The sequence below is a fragment of the Chitinophaga sp. genome, from assembly GCF_035538455.1.
Taxonomy (GTDB): domain Bacteria; phylum Bacteroidota; class Bacteroidia; order Chitinophagales; family Chitinophagaceae; genus Chitinophaga.
In genome coordinates, this window is record NZ_DATLKJ010000048.1 from 23,555 (window position 1) to 45,993 (window position 22,439).

Below are 22,439 nucleotides of genomic sequence, written 5' to 3' on the forward strand. Positions count from 1 at the left end.
TCATTTCATTCGTTTGTTTAAGACTCAGAAAATACTTTTCCGTGAGAAGAAATATATTTATAACCAATTTTCTGTTGCCGGTAATACTGATAAGCATAGTAGGTATATCCTGTAAGAAAAGTAATAAGGATATTGCCAATGCTCACCGATCCGTGATTGCAGGAAAGCCTGCAAAGCCTGAGATTACTATCTCCGGGGTTATAACCAGTGACCTGGTATTAAGTAATACTAACAACTACCTGCTCGCCGGGTTGGTGTATGTTACCAATAATGCTACGTTAACCATCCAGCCAGGTACCTGGATAGGAGGTATTAAAAGTCAATATGTTGAATTGCCAGGTGGAGGCCTGGTTATTACCCGCGGATCCAAAATTAATGCCGTTGGTACTGCTGTTGATCCCATTATATTCTCCTCCAATGAACCTAATCCTGCATCAGGCGACTGGGCGGGTATTATTCTGATTGGGAATGCCCCAACCAATCATTATGCAGCTGTTCCTGTAGAAGGAATAGATAATAGATTTGTGCCTGCTGACATTACTTACGGAGGCCCACAGCATAATACCCCTAACGATAATTCCGGCATACTGAAATATGTGAGAATTGAATATGCTGGATACGAATTATCTGTGGACAACGAAATAAATGGTCTTACACTGGCTGGTGTTGGTAATGGTACTATTCTCGATTATATTGAAGTATATAAAGCAAAGGACGATGCATTTGAATTTTTTGGAGGGACGGTGAATGCTTCCCATCTGGTGGCAGTAGATCCGCTGGATGATATGTTTGATACTGATAATGGATATACAGGTACCATCGCTTATGCCTTAGGCTTATCAGATCTTAACCGTGCAGATAAGAGCCAATCTAATGGCCTCGAAAGCGATAACAACTACCAGGGACAGCCCGCCATCCCATATACACATCCAACTTATTACAACCTTACAATAATAGGTCAGCCTAATGCCGCGGCTGCGTCTATCACCAACGGTCAACCTTCTGGTACCGGTAAATACGGTCGCGCTGCACACCTGAGGCGAAATGCTGAATTTACTATCAATAACTCTATCTTCCTTGGTTTCAATTATGGTATTTCTCAGGATATTGCACTGCCTGGTGGTGTACCTAACACATACTCTAAGTATCTGGCTGGTACTTCTACGTTGACAAATAACTATGTACATGCTTATGTATATGCCTATGATAAAGAGGAGTACAGTACTTACTCCCAGATTAGTCCACTAGGTATTACCAACAAAGCATATGTTAATGCAAACCCGAATGCTAGCATCCTATTGGCTGCCCCGTTTTTGGCGACGCGTGCTATTCGTAATTACGTCCCACAGTCTCTGTCGCCCGTCAAAGCTATTGGAGCTTTTCCTACGGGGAACACCACATGGGCCAACGGCTGGACAATACTTTAAACGTTTAAAATAATATCCATGAGAAGGAATATATTAACATACAGTTTTTTATTACCGGTGATTCTTATTGGAATATTTTTCGTTTCCTGTAAGAAGAATGATAAAGAAATTGTAAATAAAAACCGGTCTTTAATGGCCGGGAAGCCTCCCAGGCCAGACAGCACTATCTCCGGTGTTATCACTACTAATCTTGCTTTAGGCAATACCAAAAATTATCTGCTCAGTGGTTTGGTGTATGTTTCCAATAATGCAACGTTAACCATTGCAGAAGGCGGTTGGATAGGTGGTATTAAAAGTGCCAACTTCGCTGTTCCTGGTGGTGGGCTGATCATTACTGCGGGAGCGAAAATAAACGCGGTGGGCACTGTGTCAAATCCTATTGTGTTTTCGTCTAATGAATCTAACCCCACATCCGGAGATTGGGCTGGCATAGTGATAATTGGCAGAGCTCCCACTAACTTATTTACTTCAGTACAGGTTGAGGGCATCCCTTCAGGAGCTCCGGTTAATGTGAGCTATGGCGGAGTGCAGAATAAAGTCGTTAATGATAGTTCTGGCGCTCTCAAGTATGTAAGAATTGAATATGCCGGATACGAATTATCTCTGGACAATGAGATAAATGGTCTTACACTGGCTGGTGTAGGTAATGGTACTATTCTCGATTATATTGAAGTATATAAAGCAAAAGACGACGCCTTTGAATTTTTTGGTGGCACTGTAAATGCTTATCATCTGATTGCTGTTGATCCTCTTGACGATATGTTCGATACTGACAAAGGTTACACAGGAACCATCACTTATGCGCTGGGGCTTGCAGATACTTCCCGTGCAGACAAAAGCGGTTCCAAAGGAATTGAAAGTGATAATGGCAGCAATGCGGATACTCCTTACACCAAACCAACCTATAATTTTGTTACTATCATAGGGTTGCCAAGTGCAGCTGCAGCGTCTATTACCAATGGCCTGCCTTCCGGTGTTGGCACCTACGTTGCTGCTGCGCAGATCAGGAATGGCGCGCGGTTTACTATCACCAATTCTATTTTCATGGGTTATAATCGCGGAATAGCCCTGCACAGTACAGGAACGAGTTCGGGTACTTATGGATTATACTTTTCAGGTATATCTATATTAAATAAAAACTATACTCATGCTTATCTGTCGCCCTACCTCTATTATCCCCCAGAAACAGGATTTCAGGCGCAGGGCAATATGGGATTTGTTGGCAACAACCCGAATGCAACTATTATGTTGACCAATCCATTCAGTCGCTTGTCTTTCAGCAATTTTGTTCCGGGTCCAATTTCACCTGCAAGGGCAGCTGGTGCTTTCCCTATTGGGAATACAACATGGGCAAACGGATGGGCAATATTGTAATGACAGCTTTTTCTTATTAATCATTAATCAATAAATATGCATCTGTTTATCAAACGTATCACACTCTTTTTCTTTGTTGCCGTAGTTGTTGTTTCCTGCCGCAAAGGCGATCTGCCTGAAGAACACTATTTCGGTAAAGTGAATGTTTCGTTATTGAATCTGCCTAACACGCCGAAAGTCATGATTTATTTTGACAATAAGCAACTGGATACTATCAGTACCGTGGGAACCGGCAGCCATTTTGTATTGCAAGCCGGTATTAAGGCCAAACTAGCTGCTTATGATGCTGTTAAAAATGAACTGCTGGCGGATACACTTATTACCATTCTGCCTAATGCAGCGCAGGATTTCAAATTTGCCTACAGCCAGGAATTAGGATTGAAAGGATTTGTAAGCGGAGAAGGTACCAAGGTAGCTCCTGATTCTCTCTTTGTTCAGCTCTCTAACAAGCTTAGTGCTACTTTCTATCCCAAAGATAAATACGATCTGAAATTCATCTATTCGGATCCTGCTACCGGCGAACTGGTGGAATCTCCAATTGTGCTGAAAGGCTGGGAGCGTGGAAAGTTAAGCTCACAGATACTGAAGTTCAGGGTACAGGATGAAAGCGGTAATGGGATCACTTATGCAGCCAAAATTATTGACCCTGCTACTGGCGAAGTGGTGCCTCAGCCTGACGGCTCTGAATTCTTTGTATTGGGAATAGATCAGAGTTATGCGGGTAAGTATCTTATCACCAGTGTTTCAGATGATAATAATGGCTCTATTACCAATATTAATTCGGTAGAACTCTGATCATTACTATGCGCCCCACAGGAAAATATATAACCCGTTTTGCACCGTACATACTGTACGGGCTAAGCAGCCTGGCTGTAATTTCTTCGGGGTGCACGAAGCATGATGCACTTTCGGTTTCATCCATCCCAGATATAAAAATGGAGATTGTCCCTGCCGCTGATACTATACGTCATGTGATAGCCTCTAATACGTTGCTTACAGCTAATCATCCCTGGTATATTGATGGTTGGGTGTATGTAGCTAACGAGGCTACACTGCGTATGGAAGCCGGCGCAGTGATAAGGATCCTGCCTACTGCTATTGATAAGGATAACGGCCGCCATAGCGGTGGATTGATCATTACCCGGGGAGCACGCATCTACGCTGCCGGCACTGCCACCCTGCCGGTACGCATTATAACTGACAGCTCTGTGAACAATGGCGCCAGCGGTATTATTGTGTTGGGAAAAGCGCCTGTGGAAAAAAAGGAACTGATGGCAGACAACCCGGAGGCATTGTCTTCAAGCAACCTGGCCTATGGCGGCAACGCGTCCAACGACAGCTCGGGCGTTATCAAACATTTGAATATTGACTATTATCCTGCCACTGGCAACGGATTTAAGGGGGGATTGCTATTGCTTGGAACGGGGCGTAAAACGGTTACCGGCAATGTTATCCTGCGAGAACTACCTGTGAAGAAGCATGCACTGAAAACAGCTGGCCTGCGTTAAATTATTTTAAGATAAAGTAATTCAGAGAACCCTGTTTTATTTCGAATCATTCTCCTCGTTTTACATAAATCTTTAATCCTGCGTATTGTGTCTACAATATGCATTTTACTTGAAATTTGAACGAAGCAGTACATTAAAGACTATGAGGATTAGTGATTACTAATAACAAAGTCTTTTGTTAACCACATCATTGTTGTTAGCCCCTTTTCATTTTATCATATCTGTTCTTGGAAGTATTACTACGCTGGTATTGGCTATACCCATGCGTGAATCATAGATTGTGTTGGTGGTAGTATTTGTTTCTGGTATTGCCCTGCCATTGCCGGAGATAAGAGCCAGGGCTTTGGCTATCAGTGGATCCTGACTGCTGCCGATCTCCTGCAGCGGCTGGGCACTCATTTCATCTATCGTGTATTGCGGTGAAATGCCCTGTGTATAATTGCCGTCGCCATTGGCATTTGAAAGACGATAAGTGAGTGGTAGTAGTATCCATGGAATACGCTGCGGTGTGCGCATGTCTTTGATGATAATCGCGCCCTTGTCTTTGCCTGCAGTGGTCTGGCCTATCTGTACCACCTGTGCGTATGGCTTCAGGTTATTGATAAGTACTTCCGCTGCGGAAATGGTTTGCCGGCCGGAAATGATATACACACGCGGCAGCATCAGCCTGCCGGAAGAGAGGTTGTTAAAGTTGATCGGCCCGCCGCTTTCAGGATAGGCCAGCGCCGTGCTGAAATCAATTATGCGGGATGATCCCCTGTTGTCTGTATATTTTACAAAGGGACTTTGTGCATTGATATTAGGCGCCGTAAGAATGGTCATCATGGCGGCTGCTGCGAGGCTACCTCCTACGTTATAGCGCATGTCAATGATCAGGTCTGTAACATTTTTACTTTTAAATTCCTGGAAGGCTGTCAGCACATAATTATTATACCTGTCTGTGAAAGCATTGTAGAAAATGTAGCCGGCTTTTTTCGCTCCTTGCTGAAACACATTCGTCATGTACAATGGATTCTCACTCACGTACCCCTCCTGTAAAGTGATGGTGGTATCTTCTGTGACAGTACCGCTATTGACAATCGCTTTCGTGATGCTGCCACTGGCCGCCTTTTTCAGTTGCTCACTGAGTTGTACCGCATTAGCTGAAGTGAGTACGGTGCCATTGATGCGGGTGAAATAATTCCCTCTCTTAAATCCTGCATTTGCTGCCGGAGAGTTGGGTGCAACCACTTTTACCACACCTATAACGCTGCTTCCGGGCGCCGATGTCCAGTTGACGATGCTGAAGTCGAGGCCGAATTTGTAAAGCACATCATTCTCTATGGTGGAAGGATCATTAGGGTTGTAGATCATGGAGAATTTATCTTCACCACTTTTGATCGTATTGAAGAAGGTCCTGGTTTCGAGAGAGTTATCAGGGCGGTTGGGTAGCTGGTTGTTCCATAGGTAGAAGATGCGCATACTGTCCATTACCCAGTTGTTGATCTCCTGTTGTGTAACAGGCCCCGTGGGCGTTGGTGGTGTATCATCTTTTTTGCTGCAGGAAGATGCGAATATAATAGCAGAAAGAAAAAACAATATGGCAGGGTATCGCATAAGACGGATGATTTTTCAGTAGAATGTAAATTACATTATTTGGCATCGGTATCATAATGCATCAACAGCTCACGGCGGATGAACTGCAGGGCTATATTCAGATGATTTTTCACGGTAGCGGGCGAGATAGACAGCCGAAGGGCAATCTCTTTGTGGCTGCAGCCATAGTGGCGGCTTAGTTCATACACATGACGACGTTGTTCCGGCATCCTCTCCACTACTTTCATCAGGTTGGCACGGAACTCTTTCTGCATTAAATCTCTTTCACCACTGGTGTCTGCTTCGGATTGCTTTGCTGCTGCTGCTTGTGACAACGCCTTCTTTTCGCGGTATAGCTTACGGGTTTCGTCAATCACCAGGTGTTTGACGTAAACAAACAATAAAGGGAATACATCCTGCCCCTCTTTTACAAGGTGCATGTTCTCCCATAGGCGCACAAAGCATTGCTGTGTAATCTCCTGCGCCCTGGCTGCGTCTTCTGTCAGTTTGTACGCAAACCGGTAGATCTTTGCATTGTTCGCCTCAAATATTTTTTCGAAGAGGGCTTTAGGAGTACCATCAGACATAGTTCCGGGTTGATGTGTTTTCCGGCTATAAATATAAATATCCTATGTTACAGGAATGTTAAATGCTACAAGAATCTCAGGACTGTCATGATAAATTGGGGATAACAAATACATTATTGTGACTCTGCCTTACATGAGGATTTGCTACTGGGGATTTAATTGACAGCCGGCAATAAGGCTGTCATATTTCTTCTTGAAAAGAAAGCAAAACCATGTATCCAGAAAATTGAAATTTTCATCTCATGGTACACAATGTATATATCAAGTGCAATAATCCAATGGCTATTTGATACAGAACACACAGATTGTTAAAAGTATCCTGATTAGTTTATGCTCTTTTTATTAAGTTAATAATTTTTGTTTTATTACCTTTATTAGTCTATTAAATCTATATACTATTTGTATTATAGCCATTTTATCATTCAGTAAACCCGAAATACCTATTTTTCGTAATGAGAAGGCATATCTTAATTATCTCAGTAACGCTATACCTGATTATTTTTTTCTCAGTTAAAGCAACAGCCCAGCACGATGCAACTAAATTGCCCGAAGTACTTCCTCCTTCCCCGCAAACATTTGCAATGACTAAATATGACGGTATTAATGTAGGCTTGTCTACGGGAACACCCCAGATAACGGTACCGTTGTATACATTGGCTACCAAGAATATTTTGGTGCCACTGGAATTAAATTATGCATCAAACGGTATCAGGGTGGACGAAATAGCCTCCCGGACTGGGATGACGTGGGTGTTGAATGGCGGTGGTGTTATATCGCGTATTGTCAATGACGATCCGGATGAGAAAAGCACTAAGCTTAATATTCCTAATGACTTTACCCAGCTGAATAAGGAATTGCTCAATTATCTGGATGCAGCCAGCAATACAAATAATGACGGGCTGGATATTTCCCCAGACATTTTCTCTTATAATTTCAATGGTCATCACGGAAAATTCATTTTGAACGGAACGAGTGTGGTGCAGTTGCAGAAGTCGAGCCTCAAAATAGAATGGTTATCCGGCACTTTTAGAATTACGGAGCCTAATGGTACTACTTATTCTTTTGGAGATTTCAATGCCACCGAATCATCTAAGAATAACTCAATAGGAACAGAATCATGCGCAAAAAATTACAATGATTTTGTTACAACCGGTTGGTATCTGAGTAAAATAAAGCATCCTGCTGGAGATTCTGTAATGTTCTCATACCAAACAATTCTGCCATATAGTTACGCAACGGGTGTGTCCCAGACCGCATTCGGTAGGCTAGTGCTTTCTAACCCCTGTCCGAATGGGCGCTGCCCTGATATGCCTTCGGGCGAATGTAAGTCGATGGCAACTGTAAACAGTATTTACCTTACTGATATAAAATCTTCTAACAAAGTACAGATCAGGTTTACTTATACCGGCAGACGTGATTTGCCTTATGACTTTCTGCAGGATAGCGTACTGATTTACCTGCCGGAAGATGCCAAAGTACCATTTAAGAGTTTCAAGTTCAGGTATACTGTTTCAGATGTACCTGCATCAAATTCGTACAGCCAGGAAGACGTTACATTGCGTGTAAGACCCTTTCTTACGCAGCTATCTGAATTTGATAAGCAGCAGACGACGGAGTTGAAACATAACTTTCAGTATGATGATATTAATGGGATGCCATCGCGTCTTTCGTTTTCGCAGGATCATTTCGGGTATAGTAATGGTGCAGGGAATAGTCAGTTCCTGCCATCCCCCAAGGAGGCAGACTATAAGAATTTGTTTCCCCAGGCTAATGCGAATCGTGAGCCCAATGATTATGAGGCGAGAAGGGGGATGCTCACTAAGATAACTTATCCCAGCAGCGGATATGACTCACTTGTTTATACAGGAGTTACTGTGTATACAGAAGAAAAAGGCGCGCCAAGGAATGTGACAGAAAGTGCGGCAACAGCAGGGTATGATTTTAGTATGCCTATTACTAAGTATTCTGATACTATCTTGATAGAGTCGCTGCAGAGTGCGTTAGTGGGAGCCAGTTACTTTTTTGGAGGTAATCCTGATGACGAAGACTTTCATAAACAATCATTGGTGAGCTTGATCAGGCTTTCTGATAATAAGGAAATATTCTATGAGACAATGAACCATGACAATCCTACCCGGACAGAATATGTTTGGTTGTATCCCAATACGAAATACATACTCAAGATAACTTCTTATGGTGAGAATGCAAATGGCCAGATTGTTTTGCATTACCAGATACCTAATAATGATACTATCAGGTATAACAAGCCTACCGGAGGCGTTGTGCTGGATAAAGTACTGACTGTGGATCCTGTGGTTAAGAAGACCAAAGTGAAGAAATTCTTTTATGCAAAGCTGGCGGATCTTACACGGTCCAGCGGTAACTATTTGTTTTCTCCCATATATACTAATAAATACACTGCTGGGATAGATTGCGGTATACAATGTACGGGGCTTTGCGAGTATGTGCAGTTATCATCCAACTCACTTGTTAACCAATATTTATATTCTGGTACCAATATCAGCTACAGCAGCGTGATTGAATCATTTGGGGAAAACTTTGAGGGCGGAGGTATAGAGCACCAGTTTATAGTATCTCCTGATGTTCCGGGAGAGTTGAAGATGGGTAATGATCTGATAAGCTCACCTTTAACCAACAGCGGATACATGAATGGGAAGGAGACGCTTCAGCATGCATTTATCAGGAACGGAAATACGAATGTTTCGGTTAAAAAAATAGTTACCAGTTATTACGAAGATCCCAGGTTGTCCGAATTGTACAGTGGTTATACTGTTTACAAGAAATATGATCCTAAATGTAAATCAAACCCTCCTGCTTACAGTGAATTCCAGGCCTTTGATGTAAAGAAGCATCTTATCTTTTGCAAATGGGTATTTGTCAATGGTATCACCACTACTGTATTTGACAGTAATGGAGGTAATGGTGTAACCACTAGTGAATCGTATTCCTATGGGAATCTTTCACACCTGCTGCCAACAAGGAAGGAAACCGTCAATAGCAGGGACGAGAAAGAAGTGACAGTGAGCAAGTACCCTCAGGATGTTGATCGTGCTACGTTGCCGGCCACTGCAGCAGCAGCTGTCAATGACCTGATCAACAATAATATTCTCGATCCGGTTTTAACAGAAGAAAAGTATAATGAAACCACGTTACTGACCCGGAAGGTATCTCATTACAGAAACTGGGGAAGTAACATCGTTAAGCCTGAACGTATATTCTTTCAATTGCAGCAAGGCCCGTTGGAAGAACGTCTCAGCTATTATAGCTATGATAATCGTGGTGATATTCTGGAGCAGGCGAAAACAGGAGATATGCGTGAAGTGTTTTTATGGGGATATAATAATGAATACCCGGTAGCCAAAATTGTTGGTAGTACTTATGCTGCTGTGGCGGCGCTGGTAAACATGAGCGTACTGAATAGCCCGGTATCCGACCAGCAGCTTAGGGATGAGATTAACAAGATCCGCCAGAACTTTGGCACTGGTATAGTGAAGGTCTCCACCTATACCTATCGTCCGGGATTGGGACTTACCAGTGAAACCAACCCGGCGGGCCTTATCACCTATTACGAGTATGACAGTTTCGGTCGTCTCAGGTTGGTGAGGGATCATAATCAGAAAATCCTGAAACTATACGACTATCAGTATCTGCAGCCAATCACCCAGTAAGATTTCTCCGCGGGCAATGGCTTGTCTGCAGGTTATCATTGGAGTTTCTCATTACCCTATCACTTTCCCTTATGAAGCGATATAACTATTATAAAAACATATTCATCCTATTTTTGCTGGCAGGTTGTTATTCAGCTATTGCACAAAATAAGCCGACAAGTGGGGGCCGCCCTGTTGTGCAGCCTGTAACGCCGCCTTCAGCTTATACCTCTCCTGTAATAAATTTCGTCCGTACATGGGAGCCTGATATGCCCTCCTCAGATCCGGCTATTATTGCAAATCCTGCACGGAGTGTACAGGAAGTAAAGCAAGAAACACAGTATATTGACGGGTTGGGGCGCCCTATACAAAAAGTAAGCAAGGGCACAAGTAGTAAAGGATATGATGTGGTTTCCCCTGTTGTATATGATGTTTTCGGACGTGAGCAGTATCAGTATCTGCCTTATACACAACAGGAAAGCAATGGGAAGTTCAAAACAGATCCGTTTAATAATCAACGTTTGTTTTATCAGGATCCAATGCTTAATCCGGGAGCTGTAGGAGAGAGTGTATATTATCATGAAACCCTTTTTGAAGCATCTCCGCTGAATCGATCCCTGAAAGAGTATGGACCTGGTAATAACTGGGCGAGTAATGGTGGTAACAGGCCTATGGAACAGCAGTATCTGGCAAATACAGCCGCAGATAATGTTCGTATATGGGATATCCCCTCCACCGGTATTGTGCCTGTCGGCACGAAAAGTTATAGAGCAGGAAAGCTGATTAAAAATTTGACGAGAGATGAAAATGGGTTGGATAAAATTGAATTCCGGGATGTGGATGGCAGACTGATATTAAAGAAATCGGCTCTGGTAAAAGGCGCGGCAGATGGACACGATAATTGGCTTTGCACATATTATGTATACGATATACTTGGGAATCTCTGTTGTGTTATTCCTCCTAAAGCGGTAGAGCTGATCAAATCCAACTGGACACTCTCAGGTGATATTCCCGGAGAACTTTGCTACTTTTATCGCTATGATTACCGCAACAGGCTGATCATTAAAAAGATGCCGGGAGCTGATTCTACAGAGCTGGTATATGATAAGCGCGATCGTATTATAGCTGTGAGAGATGGTAATCTCAGGAAGAAGACACAACAATGGATGCTAACCTTCTACGATGATCTGAATCGCGCTGTTATGACTGCTCTTTACAATGAACCGGCAGACAGGGCTTCTCTCCAATCCCGGATCGATGGATCTTCAACGGGAACCGGGAGTGTTGAATATAGCTTCCCGTCTACCCGTGATCTCGTGGTATCTTCCCATGATGGCCGAACAGCTTATACAGCCACAAACAGTATCGAGTTTCTGAATGGATTTGAAACTGCTGATCAATCAGAAATGCTCGCAGAAATAGCCCCTGCCGCTAATAATGGAAAGACGGTACTGAATGTAACCAACCCATTGCCCGCTATTGACCCGGCGAAATTATCCCCGCTTACATATACTTTTTATGACAATTACAATTTTACCGGTGCACAGACACTTGTAGCAGCGGATCTGCAGGAGGTTAAATCCGACGATCCTTATGCAGAACGTCCCACTTCGGCTACTACAATGACTAATGGATTAGTCACCGGTGGAAAGGTACGAGTAGTAGGCACTGACCAGTGGCTGACGGTTACCATGTACTACGATAATAAAGGCCGTCTTATCCAGGGTATAAGGGACAATACCAGCGGGGGCAAGAATATTACTTCCAATCTGTATAATTTCAAAGGCAATCTGTTGAGTACCCATCTCCGGCATAAAAACATGAGAAGTGCCACTGTAAAGGATCTGGCGGTACTCACAAAATTTGTGTACAGCCCTGCGGGCCGTATTAAACAGATCATTAAAAGAATCAATAATGACCCCAATACAGAACATATTGTAGCAGAAAGCGATTACACAGAACAGGGAATGCTCAAATCCAAAAAACTGGATGTAAAGGCTAATTCAACGTTGGATGTGATTAACTACGATTATAATATTCGTGGCTGGCTGACAGGTATTAATAAAGATTATGTAAATGCCGGTACGGGTACTAACTGGTTTGGTGAAGAACTGAACTATGACAACGGATTTACTAAAAACCAATTCAACGGTAATGTTGCCGGCGTGAAATGGAAAAGTCGTAGTGATGCTATTCCCCGTGCATTTGGATATGATTACGATGCAGTAAACCGCCTGGTAAAGGCTGATTTCTCTGAACAGCCTTCTGCCGGGGCCGCCTGGGGGAATGCAGTTAAAGACTTTTCTGTGGGAGGACTGAGCTATGACCCCAACGGGAATATGATAACAATGTCACAAAATGGCATGGATGGCACTACCAAAGTATCAGTAGATCAATTGACCTATTCATATAAACCGCAAAGTAATAAGTTGACACGAGTAGCAGATGGAAGCCCGCTGAGCACAAAGCTAGGAGACTTCAAGAACGGGACTGTCGTGGAGGATTATTATGACTATGATGCTAATGGGAATGTTACAAAGGAAACGAATAAAGATATTGCGTCCATTGATTATAACCACATGAACCTGCCACAGGTGATCACCTTTAAGAATAAAGGATCTATCACTTACTTGTATGATGCTGTTGGCAGCAAACTGAGAAAAACTACCGTTGATAATACATCCGGAGGAAAAGTTACGGTTACAGATTATGATGGCGGGTTTATTTATCAGCAGGACACACTCCTGTATTTCGCGCATGATGAAGGCAGAGTAAGGCTGGTGTATCAGTCAGGACAGGCGCCTGTATATGCCTATGATTATTTTGAGAAAGATCATTCCGGTAACGTGCGTATGGTGCTTACGGAGAATACAGCTATCAGTACCTATGCGGCTACGATGGAAACCCCTGTGGCAGCTAAGGAGAATGCGTTATTCTCAAATGTGGATAACACCAGGAGCACTGCACCGGCAGGCTATCCTGGCAAAACGAACACCAATGTTTCAGTTGCGAAACTAAACGCTGGTAATGGTGCTAAAGTGGGACCGTCGCTTGTACTGAGGGTGATGGCAGGGGATACTATCCAGGTAGGTGCACAGGCATTTTATAAATCGACAGCTGTAAATAAGAATTCGTCTTCCAATGAAGAGATTGTCACTTCCCTTTTACAGGCACTTGGCGGAAATGCTTTGCAGAGCGGTACACATGGCAGTGCAGCTGCTGACCAGTCGGCATTGGGAACGGGTTTCAATAGTGGAGTCTATCAACGGTTAAAAGAAAAAGATCCATCACAAAATAAGCCAGAGAATCCCCGCGCTTATCTCAGTTATGCCCTGTTTGATGATCAGTTCAAGCTGGTGGATGACAATAGTGGTGTGAAACAGGTAGCTGCTACGCCGGATGAGCTTCAGCCGCTGGCTTCTGGTAAAATAGTAGCAAAGAAAACAGGGTTTTTCTATGTCTTTACTACCAATGAGGAAAACCGTGATATGTATTTTGATAACGTGGTTGTAACCCATGCGGCGGGACCATTGTTAGAAGAAACGCATTATTATCCGTTTGGGCTGGCTATGGCAGCAATCAGTAATAATGCGCTGAGGGGCAGCACTTATCCTGAAAATAAACGAAAGTTCAACGGTAATGAGCTGGAGTCAGGAGAATTAAGCGACGGCGGCGGGCTGGATCTCTATGATTTCAATACAAGGTCCTACGATCATCAGCTGGGCCGGTTTATGCAGATAGATCCACTGGCAGAAGTACACCAGGATTATACCCCCTATCATTTTGCACTCAATAACCCGATCTTGTTCAGCGATCCATTTGGAATGGATACTACAAGAGGGACTACAGCCCCGCCTAACCCGCAGCCTGGTGATGTGGTTGTGGTTCCAGGTGCTAATGGTGCGGAGTCTTTCTATACATACGACAAGAACCAGGGATGGATTGGAACCGGCATGACTGGCGGTGTGCTGAATGGAATAACGGTTACTCCTAATGGTAGTTATACAACTTACAGAACATACACTGCAAGTATAATGGATGGTAAGGATGTGTCCGGACAGGATATTATCAATTTCACTATCGCGGGTGTTTCATTAGTGACAACTCAGTTACAAACATGGCTGATGAAAGAAAAGGAACAGATATTGAAATCCCGTTTGGGTACACAGGCAATGAAGAAAGCATTGTACACTGTTAACAAAGGATTAACCGGAGTGGATAAGGTTTCTAAAAAACTCGGTATTGCAGGCGCTATTCTTACTGTAGGAAACCTTGGATATAAATATGCCTGGAAAGGAGATGGAATTACCAGGAAGGATTTATTTGACGCTGCTCTTGGTGTAACATTATGTATTGTATCCATTTCTAACCCCGTTGCCCTGGTGGCACTTGGAGTATATGGTGTGCTGGATGCCACGGGTGCATTGGATGGTCTGAAAGCGGCTGTAGGATTGGATGATACAGAGGTGATTTCCGCTCCGTCGCAGCCTGTATTGCGGAATATGGTCCAAAGCTGGTAACAGACGGATTAACGTTAAAGAAAGAATGTATTACATTTGACAGCTAATAGGAAAATACACATGCGTGCTCTGTATAAATATCTATATATACACTTATATAAATTGACATCAAAAAAAGGGCGTCGTAATACCAAGTATGGTGCACTGATGTACCTTAATATGATTTTCATATGCCTTGCGCTGCCGATTGAAATGGTGTTGTTTTCCAGGGTGATCAGGTTTCCGAATATATTATTCATTATTGTATCAGGGGTATTTGTTGTGCTACTATATCTTATAAATAAGAGAATTATTTATAACAGAAAAGCATTTAAGGAAGCATTATTACAATTTAATGCGGAGACCAGATCCCAGAAGACAATTGGTTATGCTGTTTCGTTGCTGTTACTTATCAGCTCGCCGGTGCTCTTTGTGCTGATTATGTGGGGGCTGGTTCAGCTAACATAACCTAGATCGTCTATAATAAAAGAGGGTGTCTCAAAAGTATGAGGCGCCCTTTTTTCGTTTTATAGGCCTGTGTGGCGTGCAATAGTAATGGTTGATGGCGTGCAATAGCTAGGAAGTAGATTTTTTTTATAGATGTTTTATGGGGAGAGGGGAGTTTATAAAATAATGAACTGGGAGGCTTGCCTATTCAGGCTGTTTTCTTTCTGAGGTTATGTGCCAGCGCCAATAATCCTGTTTCTATTGCCACTTTCTCGATTCCCCGCAACATAAAGCGTTTAAAGGCGTGGTTGTGTTTGATGCTGGCGAAGACTGGCTCAACATCATAGCATCGCTGCTTTCTTTTCTGTATACCTCTAGTAGTATTTAACCGCTTGTCTGCCTGCTGTTTTAGGCGTCTCAAGTTGTGGTTGACCTCTATTATTCGGTTGCCTTTCTGGTCATGGCACAGCTTACGTAATGGGCATCTCCTGCAGTTTTCAGCCTGGTATTTTGTGATCGTTTGTTGGTAGCCGTTTTTAGTGACCTTCTTGAACTTCCCGATCTTTTTCATGGGTTTGCCACTGGGACAGATAAACTGTTTTTTCTTTTCGTCATACACCAGGTTGTCTGTTATATAAGGCTTCTTTTTTTTCCAGTTCTTGCGCTGCTTGCGGTCGAACTGCTGGTGCTTTACAAAAGCTGTGATGCGTTTGCCTTCCAGCCATTGATAGTTCTGTTCGGAACCATAGCCAGCATCAGTTGTAAGTGTATTGGGCTTTTGTTTGAAAGAGCGGATGTGTTGTCCCACGTGATCGATCAGTGTATTGGTATCAGTGGAGCTTTGATGGATAGAGTAAGAGGCAATGTATTGATTGTTGGTACTGATCTGCACATTGTATGCAGGCTTGAGTTGGCCATTGCGCATGTGGTCTTCCTTCATACGCATAAAGGTGGCATCCCGATCAGTTTTGCTAAAGCTGCTGCGTTGCTCTCCCAGGATCTTTTCCTGGGCCTCATACCTGTCCAGCGCTTCAGGCCAGTTCTTCTTGGCATAGGCTAACTTCTGCCGAACCTTTGCATCTATCTTTTTATCCTTCAGGGCAGTATTGATCGACTCGACGGTCTGTTGCACTTTCTCTGCTTCGATCTTCTTAAAACCCGAAGGATCGGTGTCATTATCTAACTCTGCTGCAGCTACTGATTGGGCATATTGCCAGAGTTCATTGAGCTGTGTCCTGATCTTCTCACGGCTGCTCTTGATGGCTTTGCCCCATACAAAAGTATAGCGGTTGGCATTGGCCTCGATCTTGGTGCCATCGGTGTAGAGATCCTTGATACTCAGTAAGCCTTCTTCGCATAACAATAAAACAACCTGCGTAAAAATAGGCTGCAGCGTCTTCTGTAATCGTTGTCCCCGGAACCGATTGATGGTATTGTGATCTGGCTTGCTCATGCCTGCCAGCCACATGTAAAATATGTTCTGACCTATAGCTTCTTCGATCTTACGGCTGCTGTAGACATTGTTGATGTAAGCGTACACCAGCACCTTTAATAGCATGCGGGGATGATAGCTACTGGTCCCACCGGGTTTGTATTGATGCAGCAAAGCCGTTATATCTATCTTGTCAAGTACCTCGTTGACCACCCGGACAGGGTGATCGGCAGCGATCAGGTCGTTGAGATCAGGGGGTAATAACATCCCCTGGTTCTGGTGGTTGGCCTTAAAGACAACCTTTAGTGTTTTTCCTCTTGCCATACTTATATAACAACAAAAATTGTCAAAAAGACCAATTCTGACACACTTTAGTTATACAGTCAAAATGTGCATAAAACCACCCGAAAAACTGAAAATAAAAAAAGGGTGCCTCAATTACTTTTGAGACACCCTTTTTTTAGTTTACTGTCCTTTTCCGAAACCGGGAGCAGCTTTATCATACCAGACCCGCTGTGAACTGAGGGTTGGCAAGTCCTGCGCATTGGGTGTGAATCCCTGCTGCTGCATGGCGGCCGACCAGTTGGCCCTGTTCACTTCTCCGGGATCTATCAGCCAGAAACGGCGTGGGATCAACTCGTTGAATGGTTCCCTGCCGTAGTAGGCCGAACCGGTTTTAGGATACCCCGTACGTCTGCAAAATACATATGCTTCATTGGGTTGCCGGTACATGCCCAGGAATTGCTGGATGTAAATTTTTTCCAGGTTGTTTACGCCGTTGAATTTCACCAACGGGTTAGCCAGGTAGTTGTTGATCTCTGTTGTCCCATCGCCGGAATAAGCGGTGGTGGAACCTGCGGCTGCTGCTATGGCATTCATGGTCTGTATCGAGGAGGTTACTCCTTTTTTGTACCAGTCTTCCGCGCTGCCTTTGGTATTTACGCCGCCGGCGTAACCTTTCTGGATGAACTCCGCTATATAAAAGCAGGTTTCCGCATAGGTAACGGCAACGTCCATGAACTTACCGGTTGCCTGGTTGAGTTGAGGCGAGAAAAACCTGCGGTTAATGGGAGAGATCAGGGAGTATTTTGTGAACTGGCTTACCGGTAGCGGGTTCCCGATATAGGATGCCACATCGGGATTGGTGGTCCAGTCGGCGGGTCCTCCCTGGTACATGATCAGCGGATCGTTCGGATCAATGAATGAAGGAAGGGATACCTGATATTTGGCCAGTGAATCTTTATAACTCCCCACCAGGTCATTTTTTTCGAAGTATACCGGTAACCGGGGATCATTGGTTTTCTTCAGGAAACTCATAATAGAAGTGGTGGCGTACCTGCGGCTGCGGTAATCAATATCTCCCCCGGTCCCGAATGGCACATAGGTGGCATTAACATATTTCACCTGCGAATCATTGTCGCTAATGGGGCCTATCGCGTCTTTCATCACTTCCTGGAAGATGGCCTGGCATTTTGCTTTGTCTGCATTCTCTAACCTGGCGGCTATACGAAGTTTAAGGGTATTGGCCAGTTTTACCCATTTTACCCAGTCGCTCTGGTAAAAAATGTCAGAGGGTCCGTAAACCATTTGTGCTACCGTTGAATTATCGGACAGTACTTTAATGGCCTCGTCGAGCTGCCCCAGCCAGTTGGCAAAGAGGGCTGGCTGTTCATCATAAACGGGATTGTATTTCTGTTCGTACCGTCCTTTTACGGCCTCGCTAAAAGGAATAGAGCCATTCATGTCTGTTACCTTGATGCCATGTAGCACCATCAGGATGTTGGTAACTACCTTTATTTTCTGGTACTTTTCCTTGTCGGGCATAGCATCCACCTGCCGCCTGATCTCATTCAGGTTGGGTAGTATCTGCAGGTAGTAACTATTGTACCGGGTATTTACGTTGTTGGTAATTTCGTACGGGCTGGAAGTGACATGTTGTGTAAAGCGCATCAGCTGTTCCATGCTTTCCCATACCCACTCGGTGCCCTGGTAGGTAAAGATTTTGTCCTCCGAATAGCTGAGCAGGAATTTTACATCCGGTTTACTCACCAGGCTTGGGTCGGTGTTGATATCGCCAAAATTTTTGGAGCAGGAGCCGGCGCCCAGCAGGGCCAGTGCTATGTAAACCTTTATATATCGGTGTTTTATATTTTTCATGATCTTGTTTTTTGATGTAGCAATAAACCGTTCATCAGAACCCTACCCTGATAGTACCTGCGATCGAGCGGATCATCGGTAAAAATCCTTCTTCACCGGAATAAGCAGTGTTGTTAGAGTTGTTGGAAGCAGGGTTATAGTTGTAGGGGAGACTGTTGTAGAGGTACAACAGGTCGCGGCCTACAACAGCCACGCTCAGGTTATTGAGCATCAGTTTTTTGCAGATACTGGCCGGGAACTGGTACGCCAGCGATACCTGCCGCAATGATACCCAGGTGTTCTTTTTGACCCAGTAATCGGCTACACCTGTGGAGGAGGAACCATAGCGATAATAAAACTGCGGAGCATGCGTAGGCTCTACATATCCTTTTTCGTAGGCTTGTGCGTAGGACATGCCGCCTACGTCCACCTGTGTTCCGTCGGGCTGTGTGATTGTCTGGCCTTTCGGGAATACGCCATCGGGGATCAGGCCGTCGTCGTAGGTCTGGCCATCGTATTTGCTGGTCCAGGTGATACCGCCGGTTGCGGCATCCCTTCCTGCCAGGGTATTGGGGAATACGCCGGTGTGGGTACCGTAACGGTAGGTGAGGAGCACAAAATCGCCCCCTATTTTAGCATCCAGCAGTACATTCAGCGAAAAGCCTTTATAGCGGAAGGTATTGCCCCAGCCTGCCCTGAATTTGGCATTGATGTCGCCAACATCCTGCCAGGTATTGCTACGGGCCGGGAATGCGGCACGGGCATCAGAGCGCCAGGCCAGTACCGGTTTACCGTTGTTGGGGTCATCTACCGGGTTGCCATTGGCATCTTTGGCCTGGTAGGGGCTGGAATGAATCAGTGTGCGTAATACGCCATAGGACTTACCTACTACGGCCCAGGTGCTTATTTCGCCGATATTGGCGCCCAGGTCGTATTCTGTCCGGCCGGGGTATAAATCCTTGATAAGGTTGCGGTTGAAGGAGTAGTTAAGATTGGTGCTCCATTCAAAATTCTTTGTTTTAACCGGTGTTCCGTCGATCATCAGTTCAAGTCCCCTGTTCTGGATGTTACCTGCATTGATGATAATACCATCCTGTCCGCTTTCCGGAGGGGTGGCTACGTCGAGGATCTGGTCCCGGGTGTTATCCTGGTATACGGATAAATCAAAGCCGATCCTGTTTTGCAGGAAACGCATTTCGGCGCCTAATTCCTTGGCTATTTTCCGTTGTGGCCTCAGGTTAGGCTGTATGACCATCAGCTTGCCGGTGAGCGGGTCACGGTAGCGGCTATAGGTCGACATAGGGATATCGGTCCCATTGGACGATGTGAAGCCGTTGAAGGTGAATCCGGGGTTGATGGTGAACGGATCGGTATCGTTACCCAGTGCTGCAAGATTTCCTCTCAGCTTACCATAACTGATCCAGGAGGGCAGTTTGAATGTTTCGGAAAACAACCATGATAAGCTAACGGCCGGGTAGTTGTAAAAGAAGTTACCGCCGCCGTTGGTGTAGGCCAGCGCGGAGGACCAGTCGCCCCGGAAGGTGGCTTGCAGGAACAGCTGGTTTTTCCAGGCCAGATCGGCGCTGGCATAGAGGGAGTTAAAAGCTTTTTTGGTTTTAAGTCCACCTTTGGGTTCCATTTTTTGCGCGGAGTTACCCAGGAAAAACTGGCCGGGGTAGTTCAATCCGCCTACAGTTTCGCTGTAGTTAAAGGTCGTCTGGAAGCGCTGGGTTTCGCCGCCTATATAACCGCTCAGGTCCAGGTCTTTTGCAAGGGTTTTATTGATCATCAGCATCCATTTGAGGAAATAGCTTTCCTTGCTGGTATGTCCAAGTCCATAAAGACCACCTTTGAAATCGGGGCTTTGTCCCAGTTCCTTGTTTTCATTCTTTGTATGCAGGTTATTGACGTTACCTTCCAGTAGCAGTTTAGCCCAGGGCGTTATGGTGGCGGTGAGGGCTATACGTCCGCGGATGGTTTGTTCATTCTGCAGGTATTCATTTTCAAATAAACTGAACCAGAAACGGGATTCCGGCGCTTTGTTGGGCTCATTAGGGTCCGCCGGATTGGGAGCGCCTCCGAATACACTGGTGTAATGGGCTTTCTGCATCCAGTATTTCGTATCATAGTTACGGGGAAGGATCCACGAAAACAGTTTCCCGAAGTTATAGGAAGCGAAAGCGTCGAGTCCGCCGAGCCGGGGCGGATTTTTACCTGCAAAGTCGGTGTAGTTGGCGCTGACATCGGCACTGAGGAACCTGTTGATGGTATGTGTGACCCGTACGTCGAAGCTGTTTTTTAACAGGCTGTTTTTAGCGACGATCCCCTGGCTTTGATCGCGGGTGTAGGACACCCTGAAGGTGGACCTGTCGTTACCTCCGTCCAGCGCAATATTGGTGGCGGAGCCGCGTCCGTTCTGGAATGCATCCATGAAGTTATCGGGCTGTGCTACATATTGAGTGGGGGTACCATCGTAATTCAGCACCTCCTGTCCGGCGAAACGGGGTCCCCAGTTTTCCAGTTCGCGTCCTACCTGCCTGTCAATATATGGTTTGCCGGTAGTGGGGTCTGTTGGGAATACCTTGGTCCTCCAGCGTTCGTTCGATTTATAATTAGGGTCGCGGTTGTCAGTAAAGAAATAACCTACGGTGCCGCCTCCGAATTCATTCTGGAAGTCCGGGCCGGCGTAGGGGCGGAAGGTGTTGAAGGTCTGGCTAACGTTAACCCCTATCCCTTTTCTTTCCCGTCCTTTTTTACTGGTGATGAGGATAACGCCGTTGATAGCCCTGGAGCCGTACAAAGCCGCGGCAGAAGAGCCTTTCAGCACGGTGACGGACTCAAAGTCTTCCATGTTGAGGTTTTTCAGATCGTTACCAAAATCGCGGCCCGTGCCGTTGAAGGTATTGTTTTCCACGATCACCCCATCTATCACAAATATGGGCTGGTTATTGGTGCCCAGCGTGGAGTTACCGCGGATCACAATTTTGGAGCTGCCGAAGAGCCCTCCGCCGCCCTGGTCAATCTGCACCCCGGCCACTTTGCCCTGCAGGGCATTTACCGGGTTTACCTCGTTGGTAACGGCGAGGTCGGCTCCTTTGATCTCAGTGGTGGCATACCCCAGGCTTTTTTTCGTCTTGGTGACCCCCAGCGCTGTTACGACCACCTCTCCGAGCTGTTTGTTATCCTCTGCAACAATGACATTCACAATACTCCGGTTGTTGATAGGCACCTCCTGTTTGAGAAAGCCAATGGCATTGAATATCAGGGTGCCGTTGCCGGGCGCGGTGATGATGTAGTTACCCTGGGCATCGGTTACGGCCCCGGTCTTGGAATCCTTCAGCATGATGGATACTCCGGGAATAGGTTCGCCCCGGACGGAGCTGACTTTTCCGATGATTTTGCTGGTTTGTGCCATGGCAGTGCTCCAGTAAAGTAACAGGTACAATACGATGGCCCCGGATCTGTAGGGGTGTGAACATGTCCACATACGTTTGATTTTGATGGTTGATGTTAAAAAATAACAAGTGTAATGATTTGCGTGCTATTGATTTGCTGTGTTCATAAGGGGACAGATTTATCGGTACTATGTTTAAGTATAGGAAAACGCTACGCCGGAGGAAAGAATGAATTGTTCGCTGCTTCTCACAATTCTGTTGCCCTATTATATGTAACAAATGGTATCCCTAAATGTTGCAACGGTATTCTTTTTGAAAATAAATAAAACAATCCGGAATTAATAATTATCTTTAAGACAGATGCCTGTATTTATGATAGCGCATCTTTCTT

11 protein-coding genes are annotated in these 22,439 nt (G+C 45.0%); 6 read left to right on the forward strand and 5 right to left on the reverse strand.

Features of this window, described 5'->3' with window-relative positions; genetic code table 11:
• Nucleotides 1–41 precede the first annotated feature (41 nt).
• From VM802_RS06120 to VM802_RS06135, 4 genes are all read left to right on the forward strand, one after another.
• Nucleotides 42–1,427, forward strand: coding sequence for a beta-helix domain-containing protein (locus VM802_RS06120; protein ID WP_325528948.1), 1,386 nt, complete (start codon nt 42–44; stop codon nt 1,425–1,427).
• Between the two features lie 132 nt (nt 1,428–1,559).
• Nucleotides 1,560–2,801 (forward strand): beta-helix domain-containing protein, encoded by a 1,242-nt coding sequence (locus VM802_RS06125; RefSeq protein ID WP_325528949.1) that lies wholly within the window; start codon nt 1,560–1,562, stop codon nt 2,799–2,801.
• 36 nt (nt 2,802–2,837) lie between these two features.
• Complete coding sequence (locus VM802_RS06130) at nt 2,838–3,596, forward strand: hypothetical protein (protein ID WP_325528950.1); 759 nt, start codon at nt 2,838–2,840, stop codon at nt 3,594–3,596.
• 140 nt (nt 3,597–3,736) lie between these two features.
• Nucleotides 3,737–4,309 carry a beta-helix domain-containing protein gene (locus tag VM802_RS06135; protein WP_325528951.1) on the forward strand — a complete coding sequence of 191 codons (573 nt, stop codon included), beginning with the start codon at nt 3,737–3,739 and terminating at the stop codon, nt 4,307–4,309.
• A 207-nt stretch (nt 4,310–4,516) separates the two neighbouring features.
• On the opposite strand, the gene VM802_RS06140 is transcribed toward VM802_RS06135, so the two are convergent.
• Together VM802_RS06140 and VM802_RS06145 are read right to left on the reverse strand one after the other, a co-directional pair.
• A complete protein-coding gene (locus VM802_RS06140; protein ID WP_325528952.1) occupies nt 4,517–5,905 on the reverse strand; it encodes a S41 family peptidase in 1,389 nt (462 codons plus the stop codon).
• 35 nt (nt 5,906–5,940) lie between these two features.
• Nucleotides 5,941–6,471 carry an RNA polymerase sigma-70 factor gene (locus VM802_RS06145; protein ID WP_325528953.1) on the reverse strand — a complete coding sequence of 177 codons (531 nt, stop codon included), beginning with the start codon at nt 6,469–6,471 and terminating at the stop codon, nt 5,941–5,943.
• Between the two features lie 581 nt (nt 6,472–7,052).
• On the opposite strand from VM802_RS06145, the gene VM802_RS06150 reads away from it, so the two are divergent.
• Nucleotides 7,053–10,160, forward strand: a complete 3,108-nt coding sequence (locus VM802_RS06150) for a hypothetical protein (RefSeq protein ID WP_325528954.1) — start codon at nt 7,053–7,055, stop codon at nt 10,158–10,160.
• Nucleotides 10,161–10,231: 71 nt separating this feature from the next.
• Nucleotides 10,232–14,659 carry a DUF6443 domain-containing protein gene (locus VM802_RS06155; RefSeq protein WP_325528955.1) on the forward strand — a complete coding sequence of 1,476 codons (4,428 nt, stop codon included), beginning with the start codon at nt 10,232–10,234 and terminating at the stop codon, nt 14,657–14,659.
• Between the two features lie 634 nt (nt 14,660–15,293).
• On the opposite strand, the gene VM802_RS06160 is transcribed toward VM802_RS06155, so the two are convergent.
• The 3 genes from VM802_RS06160 to VM802_RS06170 form a co-directional block, all read right to left on the reverse strand.
• Nucleotides 15,294–16,841: an IS1182 family transposase gene (locus VM802_RS06160; protein WP_325528956.1), complete on the reverse strand. Its 1,548-nt coding sequence runs from the start codon at nt 16,839–16,841 to the stop codon at nt 15,294–15,296.
• Between the two features lie 141 nt (nt 16,842–16,982).
• A complete protein-coding gene (locus VM802_RS06165) occupies nt 16,983–18,674 on the reverse strand; it encodes a SusD/RagB family nutrient-binding outer membrane lipoprotein (protein WP_325528957.1) in 1,692 nt (563 codons plus the stop codon).
• Between the two features lie 34 nt (nt 18,675–18,708).
• A complete protein-coding gene (locus VM802_RS06170; RefSeq protein ID WP_325528958.1) occupies nt 18,709–22,140 on the reverse strand; it encodes a SusC/RagA family TonB-linked outer membrane protein in 3,432 nt (1,143 codons plus the stop codon).
• Nucleotides 22,141–22,439: the final 299 nt, after the last annotated feature.

Bases quoted from the DNA above. Each gene is read 5' to 3' on its own strand.
- VM802_RS06125 (WP_325528949.1), top strand. From the start codon at position 1,560: ATGGCCGGGAAGCCTCCCAGGCCAGACAGCACTATCTCCGGTGTTATC.
- VM802_RS06130 (WP_325528950.1), top strand. From the start codon at position 2,838: ATGCATCTGTTTATCAAACGTATCACACTCTTTTTCTTTGTTGCCGTA.
- VM802_RS06135 (WP_325528951.1), top strand. From the start codon at position 3,737: ATGGAGATTGTCCCTGCCGCTGATACTATACGTCATGTGATAGCCTCT.
- VM802_RS06140 (WP_325528952.1), bottom strand. From the start codon at position 5,905: ATGCGATACCCTGCCATATTGTTTTTTCTTTCTGCTATTATATTCGCA.
- VM802_RS06145 (WP_325528953.1), bottom strand. From the start codon at position 6,471: ATGTCTGATGGTACTCCTAAAGCCCTCTTCGAAAAAATATTTGAGGCG.
- VM802_RS06150 (WP_325528954.1), top strand. From the start codon at position 7,053: ATGACTAAATATGACGGTATTAATGTAGGCTTGTCTACGGGAACACCC.
- VM802_RS06155 (WP_325528955.1), top strand. From the start codon at position 10,232: ATGAAGCGATATAACTATTATAAAAACATATTCATCCTATTTTTGCTG.
- VM802_RS06160 (WP_325528956.1), bottom strand. From the start codon at position 16,841: ATGGCAAGAGGAAAAACACTAAAGGTTGTCTTTAAGGCCAACCACCAG.
- VM802_RS06165 (WP_325528957.1), bottom strand. From the start codon at position 18,674: ATGAAAAATATAAAACACCGATATATAAAGGTTTACATAGCACTGGCC.
- VM802_RS06170 (WP_325528958.1), bottom strand. From the start codon at position 22,140: ATGTGGACATGTTCACACCCCTACAGATCCGGGGCCATCGTATTGTAC.